The organism is Desulfosarcina sp., from assembly GCF_046496365.1.
In the GTDB taxonomy this organism is placed as follows: Bacteria; Desulfobacterota; Desulfobacteria; order Desulfobacterales; family Desulfosarcinaceae; genus Desulfosarcina.
Genome location: NZ_JAWOHB010000046.1, coordinates 35,788 through 56,392 on the forward strand (window position 1 = coordinate 35,788; position 20,605 = coordinate 56,392).

23 protein-coding genes are annotated in these 20,605 nt (G+C 56.0%); 7 read left to right on the forward strand and 16 right to left on the reverse strand.

Annotated features, from left to right (window positions below):
- Window positions 1-171: 171 nt before the first annotated feature.
- Genes R6V78_RS03325 through R6V78_RS03335 form a run of 3 tightly spaced genes read right to left on the reverse strand, consistent with a single transcriptional unit; the run spans window position 172 to window position 2,504 of the window.
- Window positions 172-1,215, reverse strand: coding sequence for an ABC transporter permease (locus R6V78_RS03325; RefSeq protein ID WP_410287905.1), 1,044 nt, complete (start codon window positions 1,213-1,215; stop codon window positions 172-174).
- A gap of 10 nt (window positions 1,216-1,225) precedes the next feature.
- Window positions 1,226-2,251, reverse strand: coding sequence for an ABC transporter permease subunit (locus R6V78_RS03330; RefSeq protein WP_410287906.1), 1,026 nt, complete (start codon window positions 2,249-2,251; stop codon window positions 1,226-1,228).
- A gap of 7 nt (window positions 2,252-2,258) precedes the next feature.
- Complete coding sequence (locus tag R6V78_RS03335) at window positions 2,259-2,504, reverse strand: hypothetical protein (RefSeq protein WP_410287907.1); 246 nt, start codon at window positions 2,502-2,504, stop codon at window positions 2,259-2,261.
- Window positions 2,505-2,522: 18 nt separating this feature from the next.
- Between R6V78_RS03335 and R6V78_RS03340 the strand changes: the two genes are divergently transcribed.
- Window positions 2,523-3,722 (forward strand): M24 family metallopeptidase, encoded by a 1,200-nt coding sequence (locus R6V78_RS03340; RefSeq protein ID WP_410287908.1) that lies wholly within the window; start codon window positions 2,523-2,525, stop codon window positions 3,720-3,722.
- 85 nt (window positions 3,723-3,807) lie between these two features.
- Here the strand turns inward: R6V78_RS03340 and rpsI are convergent, their stop codons facing one another.
- Together rpsI and rplM are read right to left on the reverse strand one after the other, a co-directional pair.
- Window positions 3,808-4,203 (reverse strand): 30S ribosomal protein S9, encoded by a 396-nt coding sequence (rpsI, locus tag R6V78_RS03345; protein ID WP_410287909.1) that lies wholly within the window; start codon window positions 4,201-4,203, stop codon window positions 3,808-3,810.
- A 43-nt stretch (window positions 4,204-4,246) separates the two neighbouring features.
- Entirely contained in the window at window positions 4,247-4,684 is a 438-nt protein-coding gene (gene rplM, locus R6V78_RS03350; protein ID WP_410287910.1) for a 50S ribosomal protein L13, read from the reverse strand.
- 166 nt (window positions 4,685-4,850) lie between these two features.
- Here rplM and R6V78_RS03355 point away from each other — a divergent pair, with 166 nt between their 5' ends.
- A complete protein-coding gene (locus R6V78_RS03355; protein ID WP_410287911.1) occupies window positions 4,851-5,471 on the forward strand; it encodes a class IV adenylate cyclase in 621 nt (206 codons plus the stop codon).
- A 19-nt stretch (window positions 5,472-5,490) separates the two neighbouring features.
- Here R6V78_RS03355 and R6V78_RS03360 read toward each other — a convergent pair whose 3' ends face one another.
- The 11 genes from R6V78_RS03360 to tolQ all read right to left on the reverse strand — a co-directional run bounded on the left by R6V78_RS03360 (window position 5,491) and on the right by tolQ (window position 14,782).
- A complete protein-coding gene (locus R6V78_RS03360; RefSeq protein ID WP_410287912.1) occupies window positions 5,491-5,835 on the reverse strand; it encodes a polymer-forming cytoskeletal protein in 345 nt (114 codons plus the stop codon).
- A 68-nt stretch (window positions 5,836-5,903) separates the two neighbouring features.
- A complete protein-coding gene (locus R6V78_RS03365) occupies window positions 5,904-7,079 on the reverse strand; it encodes a hypothetical protein (RefSeq protein WP_410287913.1) in 1,176 nt (391 codons plus the stop codon).
- A gap of 51 nt (window positions 7,080-7,130) precedes the next feature.
- Window positions 7,131-8,171 carry a Holliday junction branch migration DNA helicase RuvB gene (gene ruvB / locus R6V78_RS03370; protein ID WP_410287914.1) on the reverse strand — a complete coding sequence of 347 codons (1,041 nt, stop codon included), beginning with the start codon at window positions 8,169-8,171 and terminating at the stop codon, window positions 7,131-7,133.
- Between the two features lie 63 nt (window positions 8,172-8,234).
- Window positions 8,235-8,852, reverse strand: a complete 618-nt coding sequence (gene ruvA / locus R6V78_RS03375) for a Holliday junction branch migration protein RuvA (RefSeq protein WP_410287915.1) — start codon at window positions 8,850-8,852, stop codon at window positions 8,235-8,237.
- Between the two features lie 53 nt (window positions 8,853-8,905).
- Window positions 8,906-9,382, reverse strand: a complete 477-nt coding sequence (locus R6V78_RS03380) for a crossover junction endodeoxyribonuclease RuvC (RefSeq protein ID WP_410287916.1) — start codon at window positions 9,380-9,382, stop codon at window positions 8,906-8,908.
- Between the two features lie 56 nt (window positions 9,383-9,438).
- Window positions 9,439-10,335, reverse strand: coding sequence for a tol-pal system protein YbgF (ybgF, locus tag R6V78_RS03385; RefSeq protein WP_410287917.1), 897 nt, complete (start codon window positions 10,333-10,335; stop codon window positions 9,439-9,441).
- A gap of 242 nt (window positions 10,336-10,577) precedes the next feature.
- On the reverse strand, window positions 10,578-11,177 hold the full coding sequence (pal, locus tag R6V78_RS03390) for a peptidoglycan-associated lipoprotein Pal (RefSeq protein WP_410287918.1): 600 nt from the start codon (window positions 11,175-11,177) through the stop codon (window positions 10,578-10,580).
- A gap of 126 nt (window positions 11,178-11,303) precedes the next feature.
- The gene (gene tolB / locus R6V78_RS03395) at window positions 11,304-12,626 is read right to left on the reverse strand and encodes a Tol-Pal system beta propeller repeat protein TolB (protein WP_410287919.1); all 1,323 of its coding nucleotides are present in this window, start codon (window positions 12,624-12,626) and stop codon (window positions 11,304-11,306) included.
- A 75-nt stretch (window positions 12,627-12,701) separates the two neighbouring features.
- Window positions 12,702-13,616: a TonB C-terminal domain-containing protein gene (locus R6V78_RS03400; protein WP_410287920.1), complete on the reverse strand. Its 915-nt coding sequence runs from the start codon at window positions 13,614-13,616 to the stop codon at window positions 12,702-12,704.
- Entirely contained in the window at window positions 13,616-14,056 is a 441-nt protein-coding gene (gene tolR, locus R6V78_RS03405; protein ID WP_410287921.1) for a protein TolR, read from the reverse strand. Before tolR ends, R6V78_RS03400 begins: the two co-directional genes overlap by 1 nt.
- A 12-nt stretch (window positions 14,057-14,068) precedes the next feature.
- The gene (gene tolQ / locus R6V78_RS03410) at window positions 14,069-14,782 is read right to left on the reverse strand and encodes a protein TolQ (RefSeq protein ID WP_410287922.1); all 714 of its coding nucleotides are present in this window, start codon (window positions 14,780-14,782) and stop codon (window positions 14,069-14,071) included.
- Between the two features lie 292 nt (window positions 14,783-15,074).
- Here tolQ and R6V78_RS03415 point away from each other — a divergent pair, with 292 nt between their 5' ends.
- The 5 genes from R6V78_RS03415 to R6V78_RS03435 all read left to right on the forward strand — a co-directional run.
- A complete protein-coding gene (locus tag R6V78_RS03415; protein ID WP_410287923.1) occupies window positions 15,075-15,644 on the forward strand; it encodes an HD domain-containing protein in 570 nt (189 codons plus the stop codon).
- Window positions 15,645-15,695: 51 nt separating this feature from the next.
- Entirely contained in the window at window positions 15,696-16,337 is a 642-nt protein-coding gene (locus R6V78_RS03420) for a succinate dehydrogenase cytochrome b subunit (RefSeq protein ID WP_410287924.1), read from the forward strand.
- Window positions 16,338-16,425: 88 nt separating this feature from the next.
- Window positions 16,426-18,339, forward strand: a complete 1,914-nt coding sequence (locus tag R6V78_RS03425; protein ID WP_410287925.1) for a fumarate reductase/succinate dehydrogenase flavoprotein subunit — start codon at window positions 16,426-16,428, stop codon at window positions 18,337-18,339.
- An 8-nt stretch (window positions 18,340-18,347) separates the two neighbouring features.
- Window positions 18,348-19,100, forward strand: a complete 753-nt coding sequence (locus tag R6V78_RS03430; protein WP_410287929.1) for a succinate dehydrogenase/fumarate reductase iron-sulfur subunit — start codon at window positions 18,348-18,350, stop codon at window positions 19,098-19,100.
- Window positions 19,101-19,465: 365 nt separating this feature from the next.
- Window positions 19,466-20,605: Hpt domain-containing protein (locus R6V78_RS03435; protein WP_410287926.1), on the forward strand; the 1,140-nt coding region annotated here is incomplete at its 3' end.

Genomic DNA, 20,605 nt, shown 5'->3' on the forward strand with positions numbered 1-20,605 from the left:
CCTCTGGAGCCCCCTTTTCCGGGGAGCACCCCCAAAGCGAAAAAAGTGTGCCGAGCACCAGACCAATGATGAAAACCCGGTCCCGGTTGCAAGGCGTGCGGCTACAGATCCGAGAATTGGATAAAAAATATAAGCATTCCGCAGCGGATGATTTCAAACGGAATTTGCCCATTACTCATATACCGTATGCATTTTGGGATCAAAGGCCTCGCGGATCGCTTCTCCCACGAAGGTAACCGCCACCAGGGTGACCACCATGGCAGAAATCACCGCAAAACCCAGCCACCAGGCACTGAAGTTGGCCCAGGCCTGCTGGAGAAGCTCTCCCCAGCTGGGTGTGGGAGGCGGCAGTCCGAACCCCAGATAATCCAGTGAGGTGAGCGCCACGATACCACCTGAAATGGAAAAAGGGATGTAGGTGACGATAATCGACACGGTATTGGGCAGGATATGTCGGAAGATGATTCGCAGGTCCGAGGCCCCCATTGCCTTGGCAGCCAGCACATAGTCGCGTGCTTTTTCCTTGTAGGTGACCGTCCGAATGGTCCAGGTCATACCCATCCACCCGAAAATGACCATGATGGCGATAAGCCACCAGAAAGTCGGCACGACGATGGAAGAGATGATGATCACCACATATAAAAACGGCACCGTCGACCAGATCTCGATGATGCGCTGCAAGAGGATATCGAACCAACCGCCGAAATAGCCCATGGTGCATCCGACGCTGATGCCCACCGCATACGTTGCCACCAGCAGGCCCATTGAAAACAAAATGGCGATGCGGAAGCCGTATACCAGACGGGCCAGCACATCCCGACCGGAGGTATCGGTTCCCAGAAAATGCCGGCGTTGAATTGACGGCGGTTCGGGCGGCAGACTGTCGGGACGCAGGTCGTTTTCGAAAGGGCTGTAGGGCACCGGCGGCAGCAATACCCAGTTTGCAGAATCATGCGCCTGAAAGTGGTCGGCCAGCTCCCGATAGTTCGTTTCGTAATCGTAGGCCAATCCGAAAGTTCTGCCCGGGATGATCTCGCCATAGGTTGGGAAATACCAGTTGCCCTGATAACGAACGACCAGGGCACGATTGCTGACCAGCAGCTCGGCGCCGAAGGAGCCCAGAACCATGACCGCGAGCATAACAAACGCGTAGTAACCGCGCTTGATGGCGACAAACCGTTTGAGTTTTCTGATCGTCAGGGGGCTGATGGTCATCTTCGCATCGCTATTCGAATTTTACCCGCGGATCCACGGCGGCCACGCACATGTCGGACAGAATATTGCCCACAAGAAACAATATGCTGGAGATGGCCAGCACACCCATCACCACTGGATAGTCGCGCTCGACCACCGACTCGTAGCCCAGCAGGCCCATGCCGTCGATGTTGAATACTTTTTCCACCAAAAAAGAGCCGGACAGGATCACACTGATATTATTGCCGAAGGTGGTGGCAATGGGAATCAGGCTGTTTCTCAGTGCATGGCCGAATACGGCCCGCCGGAAGGTGAGTCCCTTGGCCATGGCCGTCCTCACATAGTCCGCCGCAAGATTGTCCATAAGGGTGTTTTTCATGAGAAACGTCATGAAGCTGAAAGCGCCGATCAGGTAGGCCAGCAGCGGCAGCAGTGAATGCCAGGCCAGATCCAGCACCTGCTCACCCAGAGACATCGTGTCGAAGTTCTCACTCACCAGCTCGCCCAAAGGAAAAAAGTCCCAGTGGGAGGCAAATACCAGGATCATCAGGATGCCCGCCACCCAGCCGGGAATGGCGTAGCCCACGAAAACAAGCACCGACGACGCATCGTCAAAGGTGCTCTTGTGGCCAATGGCCTTGGCGATACCCAGGGGAATACAGACCCCGTAGGTGGCAATCAGGGTCAACAGGCCGAAATACAGGGAAATGGGAATACGTTCCCGGATCATTGCCCATACCGGGTCGTAGTAGCGCGTGGAAATTCCCAAATCGCCCCTGATCAGCTTGCCCAGCCATGTCAGATAGCTGATCAAAACAGGTTTGTCGAACCCGTAGTATTTTTTCAACAGGTCGATCTGATCGTCTGACAGCGGCTGGCGCTGCACGGTCTCGGAAACGGCCGCTGAACCACCTTCGAGGGCTTGTTGCTGGGCCTGGGCGATAATCCGCTCAATGGGACCGCCGGGAACAAACCGGGTGATCACAAAAATCAGAACCGTGATCCCTAAAAATGTGGGCACGATCAACAGAAACCGACGAATAAAGTATGCGGTCATGGCAATATCAGTTGGTTTTGGCCGGCGATGCACCGCCCTCATCCACAGCGCCAGGAAGTGGGACAGGGTTCAGCGTTGCCGAATGAGCTGCAGCATACATGAACCCCTCTTCTTTTTCAAGCAGACAGGCACCCACCAGCGAATCCCGGAGAACCTGATTTCGTTGCGCATCGCTTGACTTTGAGCCGGGTTGCGCCTTATTTTGAGGCTTGATTTTCCGACAGCCATAGATAGCACGCCAGATCAATTTCAAGAAAGGATCCTACCCGCAATGACCGATCCAGGCTTTTCCACACCCAGAGCTGAAATCAACGCTCGCATCGACAAACTCCAGCGGCGGCTTGAACACGATGGCATCGACGGCGCCCTGATCCTGCAGAACACGGATCTGTTTTATTTCTCGGGAACCATTCAACAGTCACACCTTTACATACCTGCTCAAGGCCGCCCGCTGCTCATGGTCCGCAAAAGTCTGGAACGGGCCAGACAAGAGTCGCCCCTCTCGTCGATCCTCCCGCTTGACAGCCCCAAACAGCTGATGCGGCTGATCCAGGAAAATGGCCTGAAACCGCCGGCGGTTATGGGCATGGAACTGGATGTACTGCCGACCAATAACTATTTTTACTACCGCGAGCTTTTTCCCGAAGTGGATATTCGGGACTTTTCCATACCAATCCGAATGGTTCGGTCGGTCAAGTCCGCTTATGAACTCACTCTGATCCGCCAGGCGGCAGCCTTCTCGGACCAGGTGGCGGAATCACTGCCCAATCTGCTGAAGCCGGGAATTACCGAAATCGAACTGGCCGGGATGGTCGAGGCCCAGGCCCGCCGACTGGGCCACCAGGGTATTGTGCGCATGCGCCTGTGGGGTGCTGAGATGTTCTATGGACACCTCATGGCCGGCCCCGCCGCCGCCGTTCCCAGTTATCTGGCTTCGCCGACCGGCGGCGCATCCGTCAGCGCTGCCGTGGCGCAGGGTCCCAGCTTCCGCAAAATACGACCCAACGAACCGATTCTGTTAGATTATGTTTTTTCATGGAAGGGTTATATCAGCGACCATACGCGGATCTACGCCATCGGCCGCCTGCCGCAGGCCCTGGTGGATGCCCATGCCCATATGCTTGACCTGCAGGAACACATCAAGGCCTTGGCCAAGCCGGGCACATCTGCCGGCGAGCTGTATACGGCGGCCCTGGAGATGGCGGTCCGCAAAGGGGTGGGGGACAATTTCATGGGGGCCGGTGCCGATCGGGTCCGCTTCATCGGACACGGCGTGGGACTGGAGTTGGATGAATTCCCCTTTTTGGCCTATGGTCAGAAAACTGAATTGAAAGCGGGGATGGTAATCGCACTGGAACCAAAGCTGATTTTTCCGGGCAAAGGGGTTGTCGGAATCGAAAACACCCATGTCGTCACCCCGGTGGGTCTCGAACAGTTGACGCATGCCCAAGAACATATTATAACGATTTAGCGGGTCTGGTTGGCAGCGGTTCCAACGCCAAAAGGGAGCCGAATGCGATCTGCTCCCTTTGGTTTGAAGGATGGGTCGGAAAGGATTAGCGTTTGGAAAACTGAAACCGGGCCCGGGCGCCCTTCTGCCCGTATTTTTTTCTCTCTTTTTCTCTCGGATCCCTTTTGACGAATCCGGCCCGCTTGAGCGAAGGCCGTAATTCCGCATCAAAGAGAATCAGGGCTTTGGTGATGCCATGTCGCACCGCACCCGCCTGGCCGGAAATGCCTCCACCGTGGACTTTGATGCTTACGTCGAAGGCATCCAGATTATTGGTCAGCGACAGCGGCTGCCTCAGGATGGTCCTGGCTGTACCCACGGTAAAATATTCATCGGCCGGCCGCTCATTGACGGTAATGACACCGGTGCCGGGTTTGATCCACGTTCTGGCGATGGCGTTCTTGCGTTTGCCGGTAGCGTAATATGTTTTCTGTGTTGCCATGAAATTCCCCAGTAATCGACTTTATGCCAAGGTTCTCTTGAAATTATTGGATGCGCATCGTTTCCGGCTGCTGCGCCTCATGGGGGTGCTGATCCCCGACGTAAACCTTGAGTTTTTTGAACAGCTTGCGGCCCAAACTGTTTTTGGGCAGCATCCCCTTGACCGCAAAACGAATCACATCCTCGGGTCTTTTTTCAATCAGTTTTCTGGCGGTAATGGTCTTCAACCCGCCAATGTATCCGCTGTGCCGGTAGTAGTTTTTCTGATCCATTTTTCTACCGGTCAGCACGATTTTTTCGGCGTTGATCACCACCACCGAATCACCCAGATCCGCATGGGGGGTATAAAGTGGATTGTTTTTACCACGCAGGGTCGCGGCTATTTTCGAGGCCATTCTGCCAAGGACCGCTCCTTGGGCATCAACCACCCACCACTTGTCCTGATTGTCTGAGTTCTTTGCGCTGTAAGTATACTTTTTCACCGTTTTAACTCCTGTTCGTTGCTTAGAATCCGGAAGTATTAATAGATAATCCCTGGGGTGTCAAGGAAAAATTATGCCCCGAAAAGGGTTGCCGGGTCGGCAATTTCTTTGGCCAGTGCGGCGATTGTTTTGACAACGGCGCTGGTTTCTGCAATTGACAAGGGCCATGGAACAATTTGAAATCGAATTGAAATTTTACATTTCCGATCTTGGCGCCCAGCAGAAAAAGCTCCTCGATCGCGGCGCCGTCTGCATCGGCCCGCGCACGTTCGAACACAATGTGCGCTACGAAACCGAAGACGGCCGATTGCTGCGGAACAACTGTCTGCTGCGTCTAAGAAAAGACCAGGACATCACCTTGACCTTCAAGTCCCCGCCCCCGCAGACCGACGGCCGCTTCAAAATTTACCGTGAACTGGAAGTGCACGTGGACGATTTCGACACCACGGATGCCCTTTTGAACGCCCTGGGGTTCATTCGCAGTCAGATCTATGAAAAATGGCGTGAAACCTGGCAGTTCAAAGGTGCCACGATTTGCCTGGACACCCTTCCCTTTGGCAGTTTTATGGAGATCGAAGGTTCACCGGAAGCCATCACGCAGATCGTGGATGACTTGGGGCTGGCCTGGAAACAGCGCATTCTTGCCGGCTATCTGCGCATATTCGCGCTTCTGCGCGAAAAGGAGGCCCTGGCCTTTATGGATGCCACCTTCGCCAACTTTAAAGGCACCAACCTCGTCTTCGACCGATACCGCCATCTGTTCGAAGCAGACGATGCCATGCGCTGATTTTTATGCGGCGACAAAACTATTTTTTCCCCTGAGCCGGCCCCTTGCAGGTCACACGGGCGTCCAGACGGCCTCCAGCCTCCACCACCAGGTCCCCGCAAATGATCTCACCGGAGCATCTTCCCGTGGCGAGGATGATCAACTGACCCGACGTTTCCATCCGGCCCTCGAAACTGCCGCCGACCGTCATGGTCTGGGCTTTGGTATCTGCCGTAATGACCCCCTCCTCGCTGATAACCACGCTTTCCCCGGTCAGGGTGCCCTTTACCGATCCCTTGACCACCAGATTGCCCTTGCCCACCACAGACCCGTCTACAGTCATCCCTTTGTCGATGATGGAAAACTTATTGCCGTTGTCCTTCACATCTGCTCTCCTGATACCTGAATCCTGCACATGGGATTTACCCGTCCCGGTAATTGTTTTACCCGGATCTAAAAGCGGGCACGGGGGTCTTCTTTCTTTTCCGGCGCTTGAGGTCCGGTCAACGGTGGTTCGCCTGCCGGCGTTTTTTCGGACGCCGCCGGCGGTGCAGTCCCGCCGACGGCATCCGAAAAGTTGCCCTGCGGCAGGGTTTTGATGGCATTTCCCGAATCTGGCGAAGGGGCGGGTTGATTCAGCGCCGGGTTGCCTGACGGCGATTTGTCCGGCAGCGGCAATACACCGCTTGTCGACGGTTCACGGCCAGGCCGGACCAGCTGCGGTGCAGGCCGAGGAGCAGGCAGGTCAACAGGGAAGTCTTTTTCCAAAATTTTGGCACCGGAGCTGTCGAACACATAAACGGTAGCCGTTTTAAAGGCCGAGGGATCAACCTGTCCCATGGCCTTGATTTGCATGTCCTTGAATCTGGAAATCCTGAATACCTGTCCCCGCTCTCCTTCCGGCTTGCCGTCAACCAGGTTGACATCCGGCATGGCCAGCCACGCAGCCGGTTCCAACTGCTCGCTTTTGAGCACCACCACACATCGTCCTTCGACCGGTGACGACCCTGGGCCAGTGTTTTTTACCCGAAATTGCGCCCAAAGGGTCTGCGTACCGGAGTCGTGCTTCACCTCCAAATCGCCCAATTCAACCACCGGTTGCACCGGATCCGGGGTGGATGCGGCGGGGGCTTCATCCGGAGTGGGCCGCAGCACAACTTTGGCCGCCGGTTTCGGTGCCGCCTGGGTGGCGGCTGGCTCGGCGACAGCCGAATCCATCGATGCGGCGGGTGGTGCACTGGTTTCAACGGCATTTTCCGAACCGCCGGAAACCGTTTGACCATCTGCGGCTTCCGATGACCCGTGCTGCGGGGCCTGTTTCCGGGGTTGGGGAGTCGACAATCCCGCTTTTTCCATACGCGCTTCGGCCAGCACCAGTTCAGCGGCGATCAATTCGTGTTCGCCCTTGTAATGAACCACCAACTGGTCGGCCTCGGCAAGCTGAGCCCGGGTTCGGTGATGCCTGACTTTTTCCGCGGTGAGTTGCCATGCCAGACCGGCGCATACCAGCCCCAGGAGTGCCAGCAGGATCAACAGCATCACTGCGATTCCCTTGATTCGCTTCAAAGGAATGATCCGCCCGTCGTCCGCCACCAGCAAAAGCTGCCACCGCTTTTCGGGTTTTGCCATGGGTCAGGTTTTCCTAAGGTATCCGTTGCGAATCATGTGCACCACCGCCCATTAAAAAAGCTTCTGCTGAACAGGTATGCCCAAATGGCGATAGGCCGCATCCGACACCCGCCGCCCCGACGAGGTGCGAATGACCATACCGATTTTCAACAGGTAGGGTTCGACCACATCCACCAGGGTATCGGTTTCTTCCTGAAGGGTTGCCGCGATCGCCTCGATGCCCACCGGCCCGCCGCCGTAATAATCAACGATGGTTTTAAGGTAACGGTAATCCAGGCGGGTGAGCCCCTGGCCATCCACCCCCTCCAGCACCAGGGCCGACTCCACGGTGGATTTGGAGATGGCGCCGTCGCCTCGCACTTGCGCATAATCCCGCACCCGTTTGAGCAGCCGGTTGACGATCCGGGGCGTCCCCCTTGAGCGCTTGGCCAGTTCCAGGGCGCCGGGCTTGTCGATGGCCACATCCAGCAGGGCTGCCGATCGCGTAGTGATGTGCACCAGTTCCTCGAGGCCGTAGAAATCGAGGCTGCGGAAAATACCAAATCGGTCGCGCAACGGCGCGGACAGCAAGCCCACCCTGGTGGTCGCCCCCACCAGGGTGAAGCATTTCAGCCGGTAACGGTGGCTGCGGGCATGGATCCCCTTATCGAAAACAAAATCGACGGCAAAGTCCTCCATGGCCGGGTAGAGAAACTCCTCCACCGTTTTGGGTGTTCGATGGATTTCGTCAACGAAAAGCACATCCCCTTCACCCAGGTGCGTAAGGATGCCAATCAGGTCGCCCCCCTTTTCCAGTGCCGGCCCCGAGGTCACCGTCAGCGTCCCACCCATTTCATTGGCAATGATGTGGGCCAAGGTGGTCTTGCCCAACCCCGGCGGGCCGTGGAAAAGAACATGTTCCAACGGTTCCGACCTCAGCGTAGCCGCCTCGATGGCGATTTTCAGGGTTTCCACCACCTCGGACTGTCCCACGTATTCGTGCAGGCGTCCAGGGCGCAGGGAAAGGATGTCCGGATCCCGGTCATCGGGCTGAACGGCGCCGTCGACAATGACCGTAGCGTCTGAACGGTGAGCCAGAATTTTATCCGGCACTCGTGGGTCCATTGATTCGGGGTTAACCATTTGCAAACAACCGATCCTTCTCCGCGGCTGTGATTATTGCCGCTGCCCCCGGTATATTTCGTCAAACAACTGTTCCGCCGTGGTGATGGCCAGATTTTTTTTCATGGCGTCCGCGATCATCTGCCGCGCATCGGTGGTTTTGTAACCCAGCTGTGACACCAGAACATCCATCACCATCTGGATGAAATCATCATCAACCTGTGTCGGGCCGCCTTCTTTATCATGCCGGATGAGGGCGAACTTGTTCATCTTGCCTTGAAGAGATGCAACGATTTTATGGGCGGTGCGATCACCGATGCCGCTCAACTGCTTCAGGGTCTTGACGTCACCACTCTCGATGGCGTGAGCGATATCTCCCACCGAGATGTTCAATGCCTTGACGGCCTTGAGCGGCCCAATGGCCTCAACGGAAATGAAATACTGAAAGAATTCCTTTTCAGCCTCAAGGTTGAATCCGATAAGCACTGGTTTGGGTTGTCTATCCGTCTGGTAGTAATAAATATACAGGGAAACCTCGTCACCGGTCGCTTTTTGGGACAGGGTTTCCATCACCACCACCGGAACAAGAATTTCGTATCCCACCTGGTTCACCAACAGCAGGATGCGGTCGTGCTCTTTTTTCATCAAACGACCCTCAAGGTATCCGATCATTGCTCCCCGACCTGGCTTGCTGCGGCATTGCCCGCAAGGGGTGTCCGTGTGTGCTATGGATGCCGAAACATCCCGATTAAAGCCAATCCCAGTGCATCCGACGCATGAAACGGCCGGATGGGCGCCGGCGCGCAAAGGGTCCGGCGCACGGCCCGTTCCAATTGATCCTTGGAGGCCTTGCCGTTGCCGGTGAGAATCTGCTTGGCCTGACGTACCGGCATTTCCGTCATAGCCACCCCGCACTGGGCGGCCGCCAGCATCAGCACCCCGCAGACTTTGCCTAAAACTATGCCCGACTTGGGAAATTTTTCAAGGGAAAAGACATCCTCAAGAACGATGAGGTCAGGTTTTTCGTCTGCCAATACCTGGCTGATCCGGGTGTAAATCAGCTCCAGTCGGCAGGCAGGAGGCTCATTTTTGGATGTGGAGATGGAACCGTACGCATAACCGTGTACATTCAGGCCGTTGCCACGAACAATGCCGATACCGGTATCCGCCAGGCCGGGATCAATGCCGATCACTTTGATCATGGTCGATTAATGCATCCTGGGTTGACCAGCATTTATGTCCACCGGCGGCGTACGGATCAGAGGGATTCCAATTTTTGCTTGGCGATGCTGGCTTCATTGGTGCCAGGATGCTTGGCGACCAATTCTTTGAACACCAGACGGGCGTTATTGGTTTCTGCGATATTTAAAAAGGACAAGCCCTGTTTCAGCAGCGCCCCTGGGACTTTGTTACCGGAGGGATAATTCTCAATGACTTTCTGGTATTCAAGAATGGTCTTTTCATACCACTTTTCGCGGTAATAGGTTTCACCGATCCAAAACTGGGCGTTATCGGCATGCTGAGACTGAGGGTAGGCGGCAATGAGTTCTCCAAAACGCTGCCGGGATGCATCGAAATTCCCGTCATCAAAAGCCTTTTTGGCCTCATTGTAAAGCGCGTCGTCCGATGCCGGCTTGGCCGCGGCCGCAGTGGAAGCAGGCGCGTCGGTCACAGGCTGTTTCTGGGCGCCTTCCAGATTCAGATACTGGTCGATGATATCGATGCGTTTCTGGACAGCGGCCACATCGGTGGCCAGGCGATCCATCCGCTCCAGATTCTTCAACTGGTTTTCCTCAAATCCCTTGAGCTTCTGCTTGAGCAGATATTCCATCTCCTCGAGACGGCCCGAGAGCTGCTGGGTTTCTCCACGCAGGCCCTGAAGCTGGGCGGCCAGGCCGGCGTACTGTTCCCGCAGGGCCATCTCGTCATCCATGCGGGTCTGGGCCAACCCCTCTACCTGACTGGAAATCGTCTCTTTGACCTGGGACATGTCCTGGTTGATTTTTCCCAGCTCACGACTCTGCTTTTCAAGTTCCAGGTTTCTCCTTTCCAGAGCGGAAAGACGGTAATCCAGCGTATAGACATCCTCCTGAAGCGCACAACTGCTAAGCAAAACTGCTGCCGCGAGGCCAATCCATAGGGTTTTGTTTTGCATAGTTACCTTCCCGTGATGCTGCGCCCCTGCATGACTCGCAAGCAGCGGCGCCGGATGCCGTTCCATATAGAATATGCAGCAACGACCGAGCACCGGGCCGATTGCTGCATATTCGGTGTGTTACCTATGCGCTGGTTGGGTTGCCGGCCCGTCATCCGGCGCGGCAGAACCGTCCTGATGCGCTCACCCAGCGGTTGCGCGCATCGAAAAGAGCGGACGGTCAACTACAATCAAAATCGGGCTTACTCGATGACGAAGACGGCGCGCCTGTTTTTGGCCCACGCTTCCTCGTTGCTGCCCATGGCAACCGGCTTTTCCTCACCGTAGCTGATCGTGTTCAGTCGCGCATCGGAAACCCCCAGGTTGATGAGAAACATTTTGGCACTTTCAGCACGGCGTTCACCCAGCGCCAGGTTGTAGGCGTTGGTGCCTCTCTCATCGCAATGCCCCTCGATGACGATGTTGGCATCGGGGTTGTCCCGCAGCCACATGGCCTTTTGTTTCAGCACTTCCTGGGCCTGGCCATCCAGGGTGGCATCGTCAAAACCGAAATAAATATTCTCGTTGAGGAAGCGATTTTTAGCCATCATCATGTCACGCTGCATGGCTTCAGTCTTGAGTTGGGCCGCACGCTCTGCAGCCAGACGCTCCTCCTCCAGCTGTTTCTGACGTTCCAACGCTTTTTGTTTTTCCATTTCCGCCTGACGGGCAGCTTCATCGGCAGCCGACGTGTCGGTCGTGGACGGCTCCGTCATAACGGCCTTTTTGGCGCATGAAACGGTAAACAGCATGGCGGGCACAACAAGCAGTATAGCTAAAATGATCCACCTTTTTTTCATCATTTTCTCCTCCTTTTTCAGATACGAACATAATTTATGGGTTTAAGAGCTTCAGAGACCACTTTGGGTTGGTTTGTTCGCCAGGCAAGTTGAGCAGGCGTCCTCCTTCTTTTCAGGTGCAGACATGGTTCATGGGTTCAAGATGTCCGGAGACCACTTTGGGTTGGTTTGCTCACCGGACAAGGTCAACAGGCGTCTCTGGTCGGTCCCGTAGGCGGTCATCACGTAAATCCGGCTTTGCCCCTCACGCGTCGAACTGAAGGCAATAAGGCTGCCGTCGGGTGCCCACGTCGGCGCCTCATTGTTGCCCTGATTCTCTGTGAGCTGAATCGGCTCGCCGCCTTCGGGGTTGATCGTAAAGATATCGATGACGCCATTATTCATGGCGGAGTAAGCGATTCTGTCTCCTTTGGGAGACCAATTGGGCTGGGTGTTGTAGCGGCCCTCAAAAGTCAACCGTTGAACCCGGTCAGACACGGTGTCGTAAATGTAAATCTGGGGATTTCCCGATCGCTTGGACACGAACGCCATGCGTCTGCCGTCCGGAGACCACGTTGGCTCCACATCAATCCCCACACTGTTTGTCAATCTTTTAACCACTTTCCCATTTCCGGTCAACAAATAAATTTCCTGATCACCTGAAAATGACAGGCTGGCCGCCATTTCGAACCTGCCGGGAACCCATGCCGGCGCCACCTGCAGACCCGGTTTGTCGACTCCGGCGGCCCGTTTTTCCCACACATGCTGAATCCGGATCCGGGGCCACCTTTCCGCATAGGTGGTGTATGCAATCCACCGACCGTCCGATGACCAGTCGGGAAAAAGTGAGATACTGGCGTGATGGGTGAACCGAATGACGTTGCTGCCGTCAAAGTCACACAGGTAAATTTCCTTATGACCGGATCCATTGGAGACAAAGGCGATCTTGGAATCAAAAAAACCACGGCTGCCGGTAATGGCGAAAACCACCTCGCTGCAAAACCGCCGAGCCACCTGCCGGTGATCGTCAATGGCCCCCCGATAGCGTTTGCCTACCAGCATCTTCTCCTTGACCGTGTCGAACAGTCGCAGCTCGAATTCGGCAGCGCCATCCCGGATCACCATGCCGCCGGTTATGAGCAGTTCTGCACCGATGGCCGTCCAGTTGCGATAACGAATCCCCGATCCGGTGATATCCATTTTCTGCGGGTCTTCAAGGAAAGCCCCCGGATCACTGAGGGTGAAATAACCGGTAAAATTTAAGTAATCGGCCAGCTGTTCCATTGTGGCCTTGGCAGCCGCCATGGCTGCCGGGTCGTTAAGGCCTGTTTTGAAATCCGGCACGGCGATGGGCGTTTTTCGCAGAAACGGATTGGAAATATCGATATAGTTGTACTGAGCAGCGGCGGCCGGCCAGGGCAGCGACAAAAACAGCAGCACGGGCAGGGCTAACATCAATCGGCATCGAATCATTTAAGATGGTTTCCTTGGTTTTTTGTTTTCGGTCGCCTTCACCCGACTCGGCAATGACCGGTTATCGGCCATCGATCAACGGATGCCCTCGGGGGTGAACCGGATGGCCATGACCACATAGGGTTGCACCAGCCCATTGGGGTGGCTGTCAACCGGATTGGATTTCACGATCGCTTTGTAGGCCGATTCGTCCAGATAGGTATTTCCGGAACGGTCCGTGAAAAAAATATCCCGGATTTCGCCGTCGGGCATCACTTTGAACACAATGGCCGCCACCAGGGAATGGTCACCACCGGCCAGCTGTTCGTTGAAGGCCCAGTTTTTCTGGATCTGGAAAGCAATTTCGAGGCGGTACAGGTCGATCATTTCGGCCGTTTTCTTTCCGTCTGCGTTAAACGCGCCAGGTTTGCCGTCCGTTTTTCCGCTTGAAGGGGCGTTGTTTTTGCCGGATCCCGCCGACTTGGAGGCCTCGGTCTTGTCCACCGCCTGCCGCAGCCGTTCCAATGCGGATTGCAGTGGTTCCGGCTGAGCTTCCGGCTGAGCTTCCGGCTGAGCTTCCGGCTGCACTTCCACCTTCTCTTCCAGTTGTTCAATGGCACGCTTAACGGCCTGAGTGGACTTGAAGGTCTGTTTTTTTAACGACGTCTTGGGCTTGGGTGCCGGTTTCTCCGCCACCTTGGCGGCTGGTTTAACCGGCGGTGTCACGGTCGGTTTTTTTACGACCGCCGGCTTTTCAATTTGGGGGGCTTTTTTTTCAAGGGCAGATTTTCCGGCTGCCTCCGTATCTGCCTTTTTAAAGGATACCATGCTGACATTGATCACCGATTGGGCTGGAGGCTTTTCAAACCGCAGGCTCGGTGTAAACACAAAGAACAGCAGAAAAACCAGGTGACAGACGAGGGATATGGCCGCGGAATAAAAAAACGGCGTCTGCCTGTCGCCCCGCAGGTCCTGGCTGAAGGACACCGGAACGCGGATGTTCTTTTTCATCAGCCCTTGTTACCGGCGGGTTGGGTTTTAGCGGGTTCCTCGAAGGGGTCGGTCACCATGCCCAGTTTTTCGACCCCGGCAGCCTTAATTTCCGCCATCACGCCGACGACGATGCCATAGGGGACATCCTTGTCCGCCCGGAAAAAAACCTCCCGGTCGGTCTTCCCCGCGAGGATCTTTTCCAGCTTTTCCTTGAGAAAATCCATCCGCACCTGAAAATCGTTGATGAAGATATTGGCCTCCCGGTCGATGGTCACCGTAAGGTTTTCCTTATCGGTCTCCATGGGTTTTGCACTCACCTCGGGCAGAGCCACGTCGACCCCTTGAACCATCATGGGGGCCGTCACCATGAAAATAATAAGCAGCACCAGCATGACGTCCACGAATGGGGTCACGTTGATGTCCGACATGAGCCGATCACTGCCGCTGCCGATAGCCATGCTGCCTCCCTGTTAACGCAGGATATCCCGGTCGAGAATGTTGAGAAAGTCAGCTGAAAAACTGTGCAATTCCATCTCGATCACGCGGATCTTCTGCATGAAGTGGTTGAAAGCGATTACGGCGGGAATGGCCACTGCCAGACCCGCGGCCGTGGCCACCAGGGCTTCCGAAATACCCGGCGCCACAACCGCCAGGCTGGCCGAGCCCCGTTGCCCGATGCCATGAAAGGAGTTCATGATTCCCCACACCGTGCCAAACAGTCCGATAAAAGGGGTGGTGTTGCCGGTTGTGGCCAGAAACGGAACCATCTGGGAGATGCGGGTCATCTCCGTATTGATGGCCCGCCGAAGTGACCGTTTAACGTTGTCGGTACCTGAAAAGCCCTGATGCAGGGACGGGCTGTTCTCATCGGTGACAAGCTCGTCGCCGGGTTTGCCGCTGGTATTGAGTTTGCGCAGTTCGGCATATCCGATCCTGAAGATGCGGGCCACCGGGCTGCCGGTAAGCTGTTTGGCTTTGGTAAATGCACTGGCCAGGTCCCGGCTTTTCCAGAAGTAGTCGATGAAGATATCCGACTCCTTAAATGCCCTGCGAATATACCGGAGCTTGATGATAATGATCGACCAAGACATCACGGAGAAGAAAAGCAGCAGCAGCAGAACGAATTTCACCATCAGGCTGGCGTTGCTGATAATGTGAATATAATCCATCTGGATAGGCACCATGACCATCTCTCCAACATATTTTGTGGGTCAAACCCGTTTAGGGATTGGGCTGCCGGAAAATCGGCAACCCGCCGGTTTGGCCGGTTCAATGGTTCGCAACCCCTTGAAAATTTTTTTGTATAACTATACAAGCCGACTGGCAGTGTCAAGCAGTTTGACTTTTGAAGGACCGCGGTTCAAGGCTCTGCGCGAAGCAGGCCCGGCCGTTTCCAGCGGATTGCGCCACGTGAACCGCCGGGGGTGGATCGGCCGCCTCCCGGTCCCAAGAATCAACCCATACAGGGGAAAACGGATGGACCGCATCGCAGAATTTCTGTTTGAAAGCATGCTGTTGAAACGGGTGCACCGTACCGGCTATCAGTTCCTCGGCACGGGAAAAGAGTCCGTCGCTGAGCACACCTTCGGGGTCATGTGCATCGCCTGGACCCTGGCTCGCCTGACACCCGAAGCGGATGAGGGGCGCCTGCTGGCCATGTGTCTGATCCACGACCTGCCCGAAGCCAGAATGGGCGACCTGAACCGTGTCCAGAAACAGTATGTAACGGCTGACGAAAAAATGGCGGTGGCTCACCTGACCCGGGGACTCTCTTTCGGACCGGACATTCAGGCCCTGCTCGATGAATTCAACTCCAGTGAAACCATAGAAGCCCAATTGGCACGCGATGCGGATCAACTGGCCTTTCTGCTGGATCTGAAGTCCCTGGCGGACATGGGGTATACCGCTCCCGGCAAATGGGCCGGTCACATAAGCACACGTCTGAGGACGGCTGCAGGCATCAAACTATCTGAAAGCATAGCCAAAACTGAATGGGATTCCTGGTGGCTTAAAATATTTATTGACAGCCCTTCGGAAGAAAAATAACTTGGACTGCTTATTCAAAATTTTGGCAACCACTTCAAACGGGAGGCGAAGATGAACTGGATAACCGGCACACTGGGGTCATCCATCGGGAAAAAACTGCTGATGGCCGTCACGGGGTTTAGTTTCTGCGGATTCCTGGCGGCCCACCTGGCAGGCAACCTGACCATTTACGGTGGAGAGGATGCCTTCAACAGCTATGCTGCCCATCTTCACGCCCTGGGCCCGCTGTTGACGGTGGCGGAACTGGTCCTGCTGACTTTCTTTATCGTTCACGTAATTACCGGCCTGGTCCTCTTCTTAGGCAATCTGAAAGCCCGCCCCGTGCGCTATGCAGTCAATAAATCCGCCGGTGGGCGAACATTCGGATCCGCCACCATGCCCTACACCGGCGCCATGTTGTTGGCATTTATCATTTTTCATCTGATGAACTTCCACTTCGTGGACAAAACCAACACCACTGTTTTCACCATCGTCTCCAACGCCTTTGCCAACACCGGCTATGTGGTGGTCTACATCCTAGCCATGGTGACCGCCGCCATCCACGTCAGCCACGGTTTCTGGAGCGCCTTTCAAACGGTGGGTGCCAATCACCCCAAATACATTCCCCTGATCCGCATGACCGGCCTCGCCTTTGCGGTGGTGGTGGGCATCGGATTCGGTTTTCTGCCCATATACATTTTCCTGCTGGCCTGATGGGCCGATCCGTACGACGCCAAGGCTTCGGCCACCTTTAAACACCCAACGGGGTTGTCCACCCCAACCCGTCCAGAAAGGAAATACCATGGCACTCGATGCGAAAATACCCGGTGGACCGATCGCCGAAAAATGGGACCGGCACCGTTTTGAACTCAAACTGGTCAATCCGGCCAACAAGCGAAAATTTGACGTCATCGTCGTCGGAACCGGCCTCGCAGGCGGTTCGGCCTCGGCCACGCTGGCCGAACTGGGTTACAACGTAAAAACCTTCTGTATCCAGGACAGTCCCCGTCGGGCCCACAGCATCGCAGCCCAGGGCGGGATCAATGCCGCCAAAAACTACCCCAACGACGGCGACAGCATCTGGAGGCTGTTCTACGACACGGTCAAAGGCGGCGATTTCCGGGCCAGGGAGGCCAACGTATACCGTCTAGCGCAGGTCAGCAATGACATCATCGACCAATGTGTGGCCCAGGGCATTCCCTTCGCCCGCGATTACGGCGGCCTGCTGGACAACCGCTCATTTGGCGGCGCCCAGGTCTCCCGGACTTTCTATGCACGGGGCCAAACCGGCCAGCAGCTGCTGCTGGGGGCCTACAGCGCCCTGATGCGCCAGGTGGGTGCCGGCAAAGTCCAGATGTTTCCCCGGCGCGAAATGCTGGATGTGGTCCTGGTGGACGGCCACGCCAAGGGCATCGTCGTCCGGAACATGATCAACGGGCAGGTGGAGCGCCATGCAGCCGACGCCGTAGTGCTATGCACCGGCGGCTACGGGAATGTATTTTTCCTGTCCACGAACGCCATGGCCTCCAACGTGACCGCGGCATACCGGGCCTATAAAAAAGGGGCCTTTTTCGCCAACCCCTGCTTCACCCAGATCCACCCCACCTGCATCCCGGTGCACGGCACCTACCAGAGCAAGTTGACCTTGATGAGTGAAAGTCTGCGCAACGACGGCCGGGTTTGGGTGCCGAAACAGCCGGGCGACAACCGTAGGCCAGACCAGATTCCCGAGTCGGAGCGGGATTATTATCTGGAAAACAAATATCCCAGTTTCGGCAACCTGGTCCCCCGAGATGTGGCCTCCCGCAACGCCAAGGAACAGTGTGACCTGGGCAAGGGTGTCGGGGAGACCGGTCAGGCCGTATACCTCGATTTCGCCGACGCCATCAGGCGTGACGGCGAGGCGGTCATCGCAAAGAAATACGGCAACTTGTTCCAGATGTACGCAAAAATAACGGCGGATGACCCCTACAAGACCCCCATGATGATCTACCCGGCCATCCACTACACCATGGGCGGCCTGTGGGTGGACTACAATCTGATGAGCACCGTCCCCGGGCTCTTCGTTCTCGGCGAAGCCAATTTTTCCGACCACGGCGCCAACCGGCTGGGAGCCAGTGCCCTGATGCAGGGATTGGCGGACGGCTACTTCGTGCTGCCCTACACCATCGGCGGTTACCTGGCTGGCACCGCCAAGGCCGACGTCACCACCAACCACAAGGCCTTCGATGATTCGGAAAAGCAGGTCACCGGCCGCATCGATCGGCTGCTGTCCATCAACGGCAAGCGGACGGTGGACGATTTTCACAAAACCCTGGGCCGCATCATGTGGGAGTACTGCGGTATGGCCAGAAACAACGAAGGGCTTTCCATGGCCCGCGGGATGATTCAGGAACTGAGGGCTGAATTCTGGGAAAATGTCCGCGTGCCGGGAACTGCGGCCGACTTCAACCAGAGCCTGGAGCGCGCCGGACGCGTGGCTGATTTCCTCGAATTCGGTGAGCTGATGATCATTGACGCGCTGGCCCGCCAGGAGTCGTGCGGCGGACACTTCAATGAAAAATTCGAGACCGAGGAGCATGAAGCCCTCAGGGATGATGACCATTTCTGCCATGCGGCAGCATGGGAGCATAAAGGTGACGACCAGGAACCGAAACTGCATAAAGAGCCCCTGGTATTTGAGAACGTCAAACTCACGCAAAGGAGCTACAAGTGACAAAGACGATTGACTTGACACTGAAAGTGTGGCGCCAGAATGGAACCAACGATAAGGGGCGGTTCGAAACCTATCATGCCAAGCACATATCCACCGACATGTCCTTTCTGGAAATGCTGGATGTGGTCAACGACCAGCTGACCATCGACGACAAGGAGCCCATCGCTTTCGACCATGACTGCCGGGAAGGCATCTGCGGCATGTGCGGCTGCGTGGTGGACGGACGGGCCCATGGCGCCGAAAAGGGAACCACCTTGTGCCAGCTGCACATGCGCCACTTCGACAACGGCGATACCATTGCCATTGAGCCCTTCCGGGCCATGGCCTTCAAAGTGATCAAGGACCTCGCTGTGGACCGCAGCGCATTGGACAGGATCATCCAGGCCGGCGGTTATGTTTCGGTGAATACGGGCGGTGCCCAGGATGCCAATGCCATCCTGGTGCCCCAGGAGGTAGCCGACCTTGCCATGGACGCCGCCCAGTGCATCGGCTGCGGTGCTTGCGTTGCAGCGTGCCCCAACGCCTCAGCCATGCTTTTTGCCAGCGCCAAGATCTCCCAGCTGGCCCTTTTGCCGCAGGGACGTCCCGAAGCGGCAAAACGGGCCCTCAACATGGTCAGGACCATGGATCAACTGGGTTTTGGCAACTGCACCAATGAAACCGAATGCGAAGCCGAATGCCCCAAGGAGATCTCCATTACCAACATTGCCCGGTTGAACCGGGAATACTTCAAGGCCGGGTTCTTCTCCAGATCCATTTAGCAACCCCATGCTGATATTCCCAACCCATTCGATCCCTAACGCTCTGCCGGCCGGGTTGGCCGCACGCCCAGCCCGGCCGGCAGACCGTTGTCACCATTAAAAACCACCGGCGGCGATTGATGCCGATGCCGGAACTTCGCCGCACAGGCAGCCCAAAAATTCAGCCCCCCCGCCGTTGCTCCTGACTCCCCTGGATTATGAGTATTTAAATACAGCTAAAGTTTTTCATGGGTCTGCGGATATAGGTTCATAGAAAAAGCCCGACGCCTTTTATGAAACTTCGCCTATATGGCCCGGTTTCGTTCTCGATTCAACACCACCACCGATTGACGGGGTTGCATCATCTTCCTTAAAAGGAGCAGACCATGACCATTCAAGACGACGAAACGCTGCAGATGTACCTGGAGGAATCTATCGAGCATCTGGCGGATATCGAAACGGACTTGCTGGCCATCGAGGAAGCCGGAGCCGACATCAATGAAGATCTCGTCAACAAGGTATATCGGGCCGCACACTCCATTAAAGGCGGGGCAGGGTTCATGGGGTTGACCACCATTAAGGACCTGACCCATGAGATGGAAAATATCCTGGGCAAAATCAGAAGCCGGGACATGACCCCCACGCCCGAAATCGTCAATGTGCTCCTGATGGCATCCGACACGCTTAAATCGCTCATGAACGATGTGTTTACCAGCAATGAAGTGGATATCGCCCAGCATATCGTTGCCCTTCAGGCCATTGCCCAGGGCAAAGCGCTGCCGGCGGCAGTTGCGCCCGAGTTGAGCCCGCCTGCTTGTCCGGATCCCGAAGTGGATGCGCAAGCAGATCCGCCTGGCCATGCGGAAACGCAAAACGATCCGGAAATGGTTTTAATTGCCGCCGCCGATAACCGCACGCACATCCGGGCGGACCGCTGTGTGGTGGAAGGGCTGATTGATGAAGGCAAATATGTCTACCTGGCCCGGATCGACCTGGTGGCCGACGTAATCGAGAAAGGCAAACATTCCAATGCCTTAATTGAAGAGATGGAACAAACCGGCACCCTTATCGCCTGCAGCACACCGCCGGACAAGGTCCGCTCCATTGAACTGAAAAAGGGGCAGAGCGCACCTCCGTTCATTGTTCTGTTCGCCACGATTCTGAAACCCGAAGATATCAATGTTCTGTTCGAAATCCCCGGTCATCAGATCCATCAGGTCATGCCGGATATGACGACGCGGTGCCTCGGTACGGAATCGTCGCAACCCGCTGCGGAAGACGATGCGCCGGAGCCTGTGATTGCCGCCCGTCCGGAACCGGTGCCTGCGGTTGAAGCGAAACCGGCGGCAGCCCTTGCCCCTGGCGAAATACCCCCACCCATGCAGCAGGCAGCCACAGGCAAAAAAACAGAAACCGAAACCAGTTTGCGCGTCCATGTGAGCCTCCTGGATCAGTTGATGACGCTTGCCGGCGAGTTGGTGCTCAGCCGCAACCAATTGCTTCAATCCATGAGTTCAGAAGATCAC

Coding starts and splice junctions, on each gene's coding strand:
- R6V78_RS03325 (WP_410287905.1), bottom strand. CDS start 1,215: ATGACCATCAGCCCCCTGACGATCAGAAAACTCAAACGGTTTGTCGCC.
- R6V78_RS03330 (WP_410287906.1), bottom strand. CDS start 2,251: ATGACCGCATACTTTATTCGTCGGTTTCTGTTGATCGTGCCCACATTT.
- R6V78_RS03340 (WP_410287908.1), top strand. CDS start 2,523: ATGACCGATCCAGGCTTTTCCACACCCAGAGCTGAAATCAACGCTCGC.
- rpsI (WP_410287909.1), bottom strand. CDS start 4,203: ATGGCAACACAGAAAACATATTACGCTACCGGCAAACGCAAGAACGCC.
- R6V78_RS03355 (WP_410287911.1), top strand. CDS start 4,851: ATGGAACAATTTGAAATCGAATTGAAATTTTACATTTCCGATCTTGGC.
- R6V78_RS03365 (WP_410287913.1), bottom strand. CDS start 7,079: ATGGCAAAACCCGAAAAGCGGTGGCAGCTTTTGCTGGTGGCGGACGAC.
- ruvA (WP_410287915.1), bottom strand. CDS start 8,852: ATGATCGGATACCTTGAGGGTCGTTTGATGAAAAAAGAGCACGACCGC.
- R6V78_RS03380 (WP_410287916.1), bottom strand. CDS start 9,382: ATGATCAAAGTGATCGGCATTGATCCCGGCCTGGCGGATACCGGTATC.
- ybgF (WP_410287917.1), bottom strand. CDS start 10,335: ATGCAAAACAAAACCCTATGGATTGGCCTCGCGGCAGCAGTTTTGCTT.
- pal (WP_410287918.1), bottom strand. CDS start 11,177: ATGATGAAAAAAAGGTGGATCATTTTAGCTATACTGCTTGTTGTGCCC.
- tolB (WP_410287919.1), bottom strand. CDS start 12,626: ATGATTCGATGCCGATTGATGTTAGCCCTGCCCGTGCTGCTGTTTTTG.
- R6V78_RS03400 (WP_410287920.1), bottom strand. CDS start 13,616: ATGAAAAAGAACATCCGCGTTCCGGTGTCCTTCAGCCAGGACCTGCGG.
- tolR (WP_410287921.1), bottom strand. CDS start 14,056: ATGGCTATCGGCAGCGGCAGTGATCGGCTCATGTCGGACATCAACGTG.
- tolQ (WP_410287922.1), bottom strand. CDS start 14,782: ATGGTGCCTATCCAGATGGATTATATTCACATTATCAGCAACGCCAGC.
- R6V78_RS03415 (WP_410287923.1), top strand. CDS start 15,075: ATGGACCGCATCGCAGAATTTCTGTTTGAAAGCATGCTGTTGAAACGG.
- R6V78_RS03420 (WP_410287924.1), top strand. CDS start 15,696: ATGAACTGGATAACCGGCACACTGGGGTCATCCATCGGGAAAAAACTG.
- R6V78_RS03425 (WP_410287925.1), top strand. CDS start 16,426: ATGGCACTCGATGCGAAAATACCCGGTGGACCGATCGCCGAAAAATGG.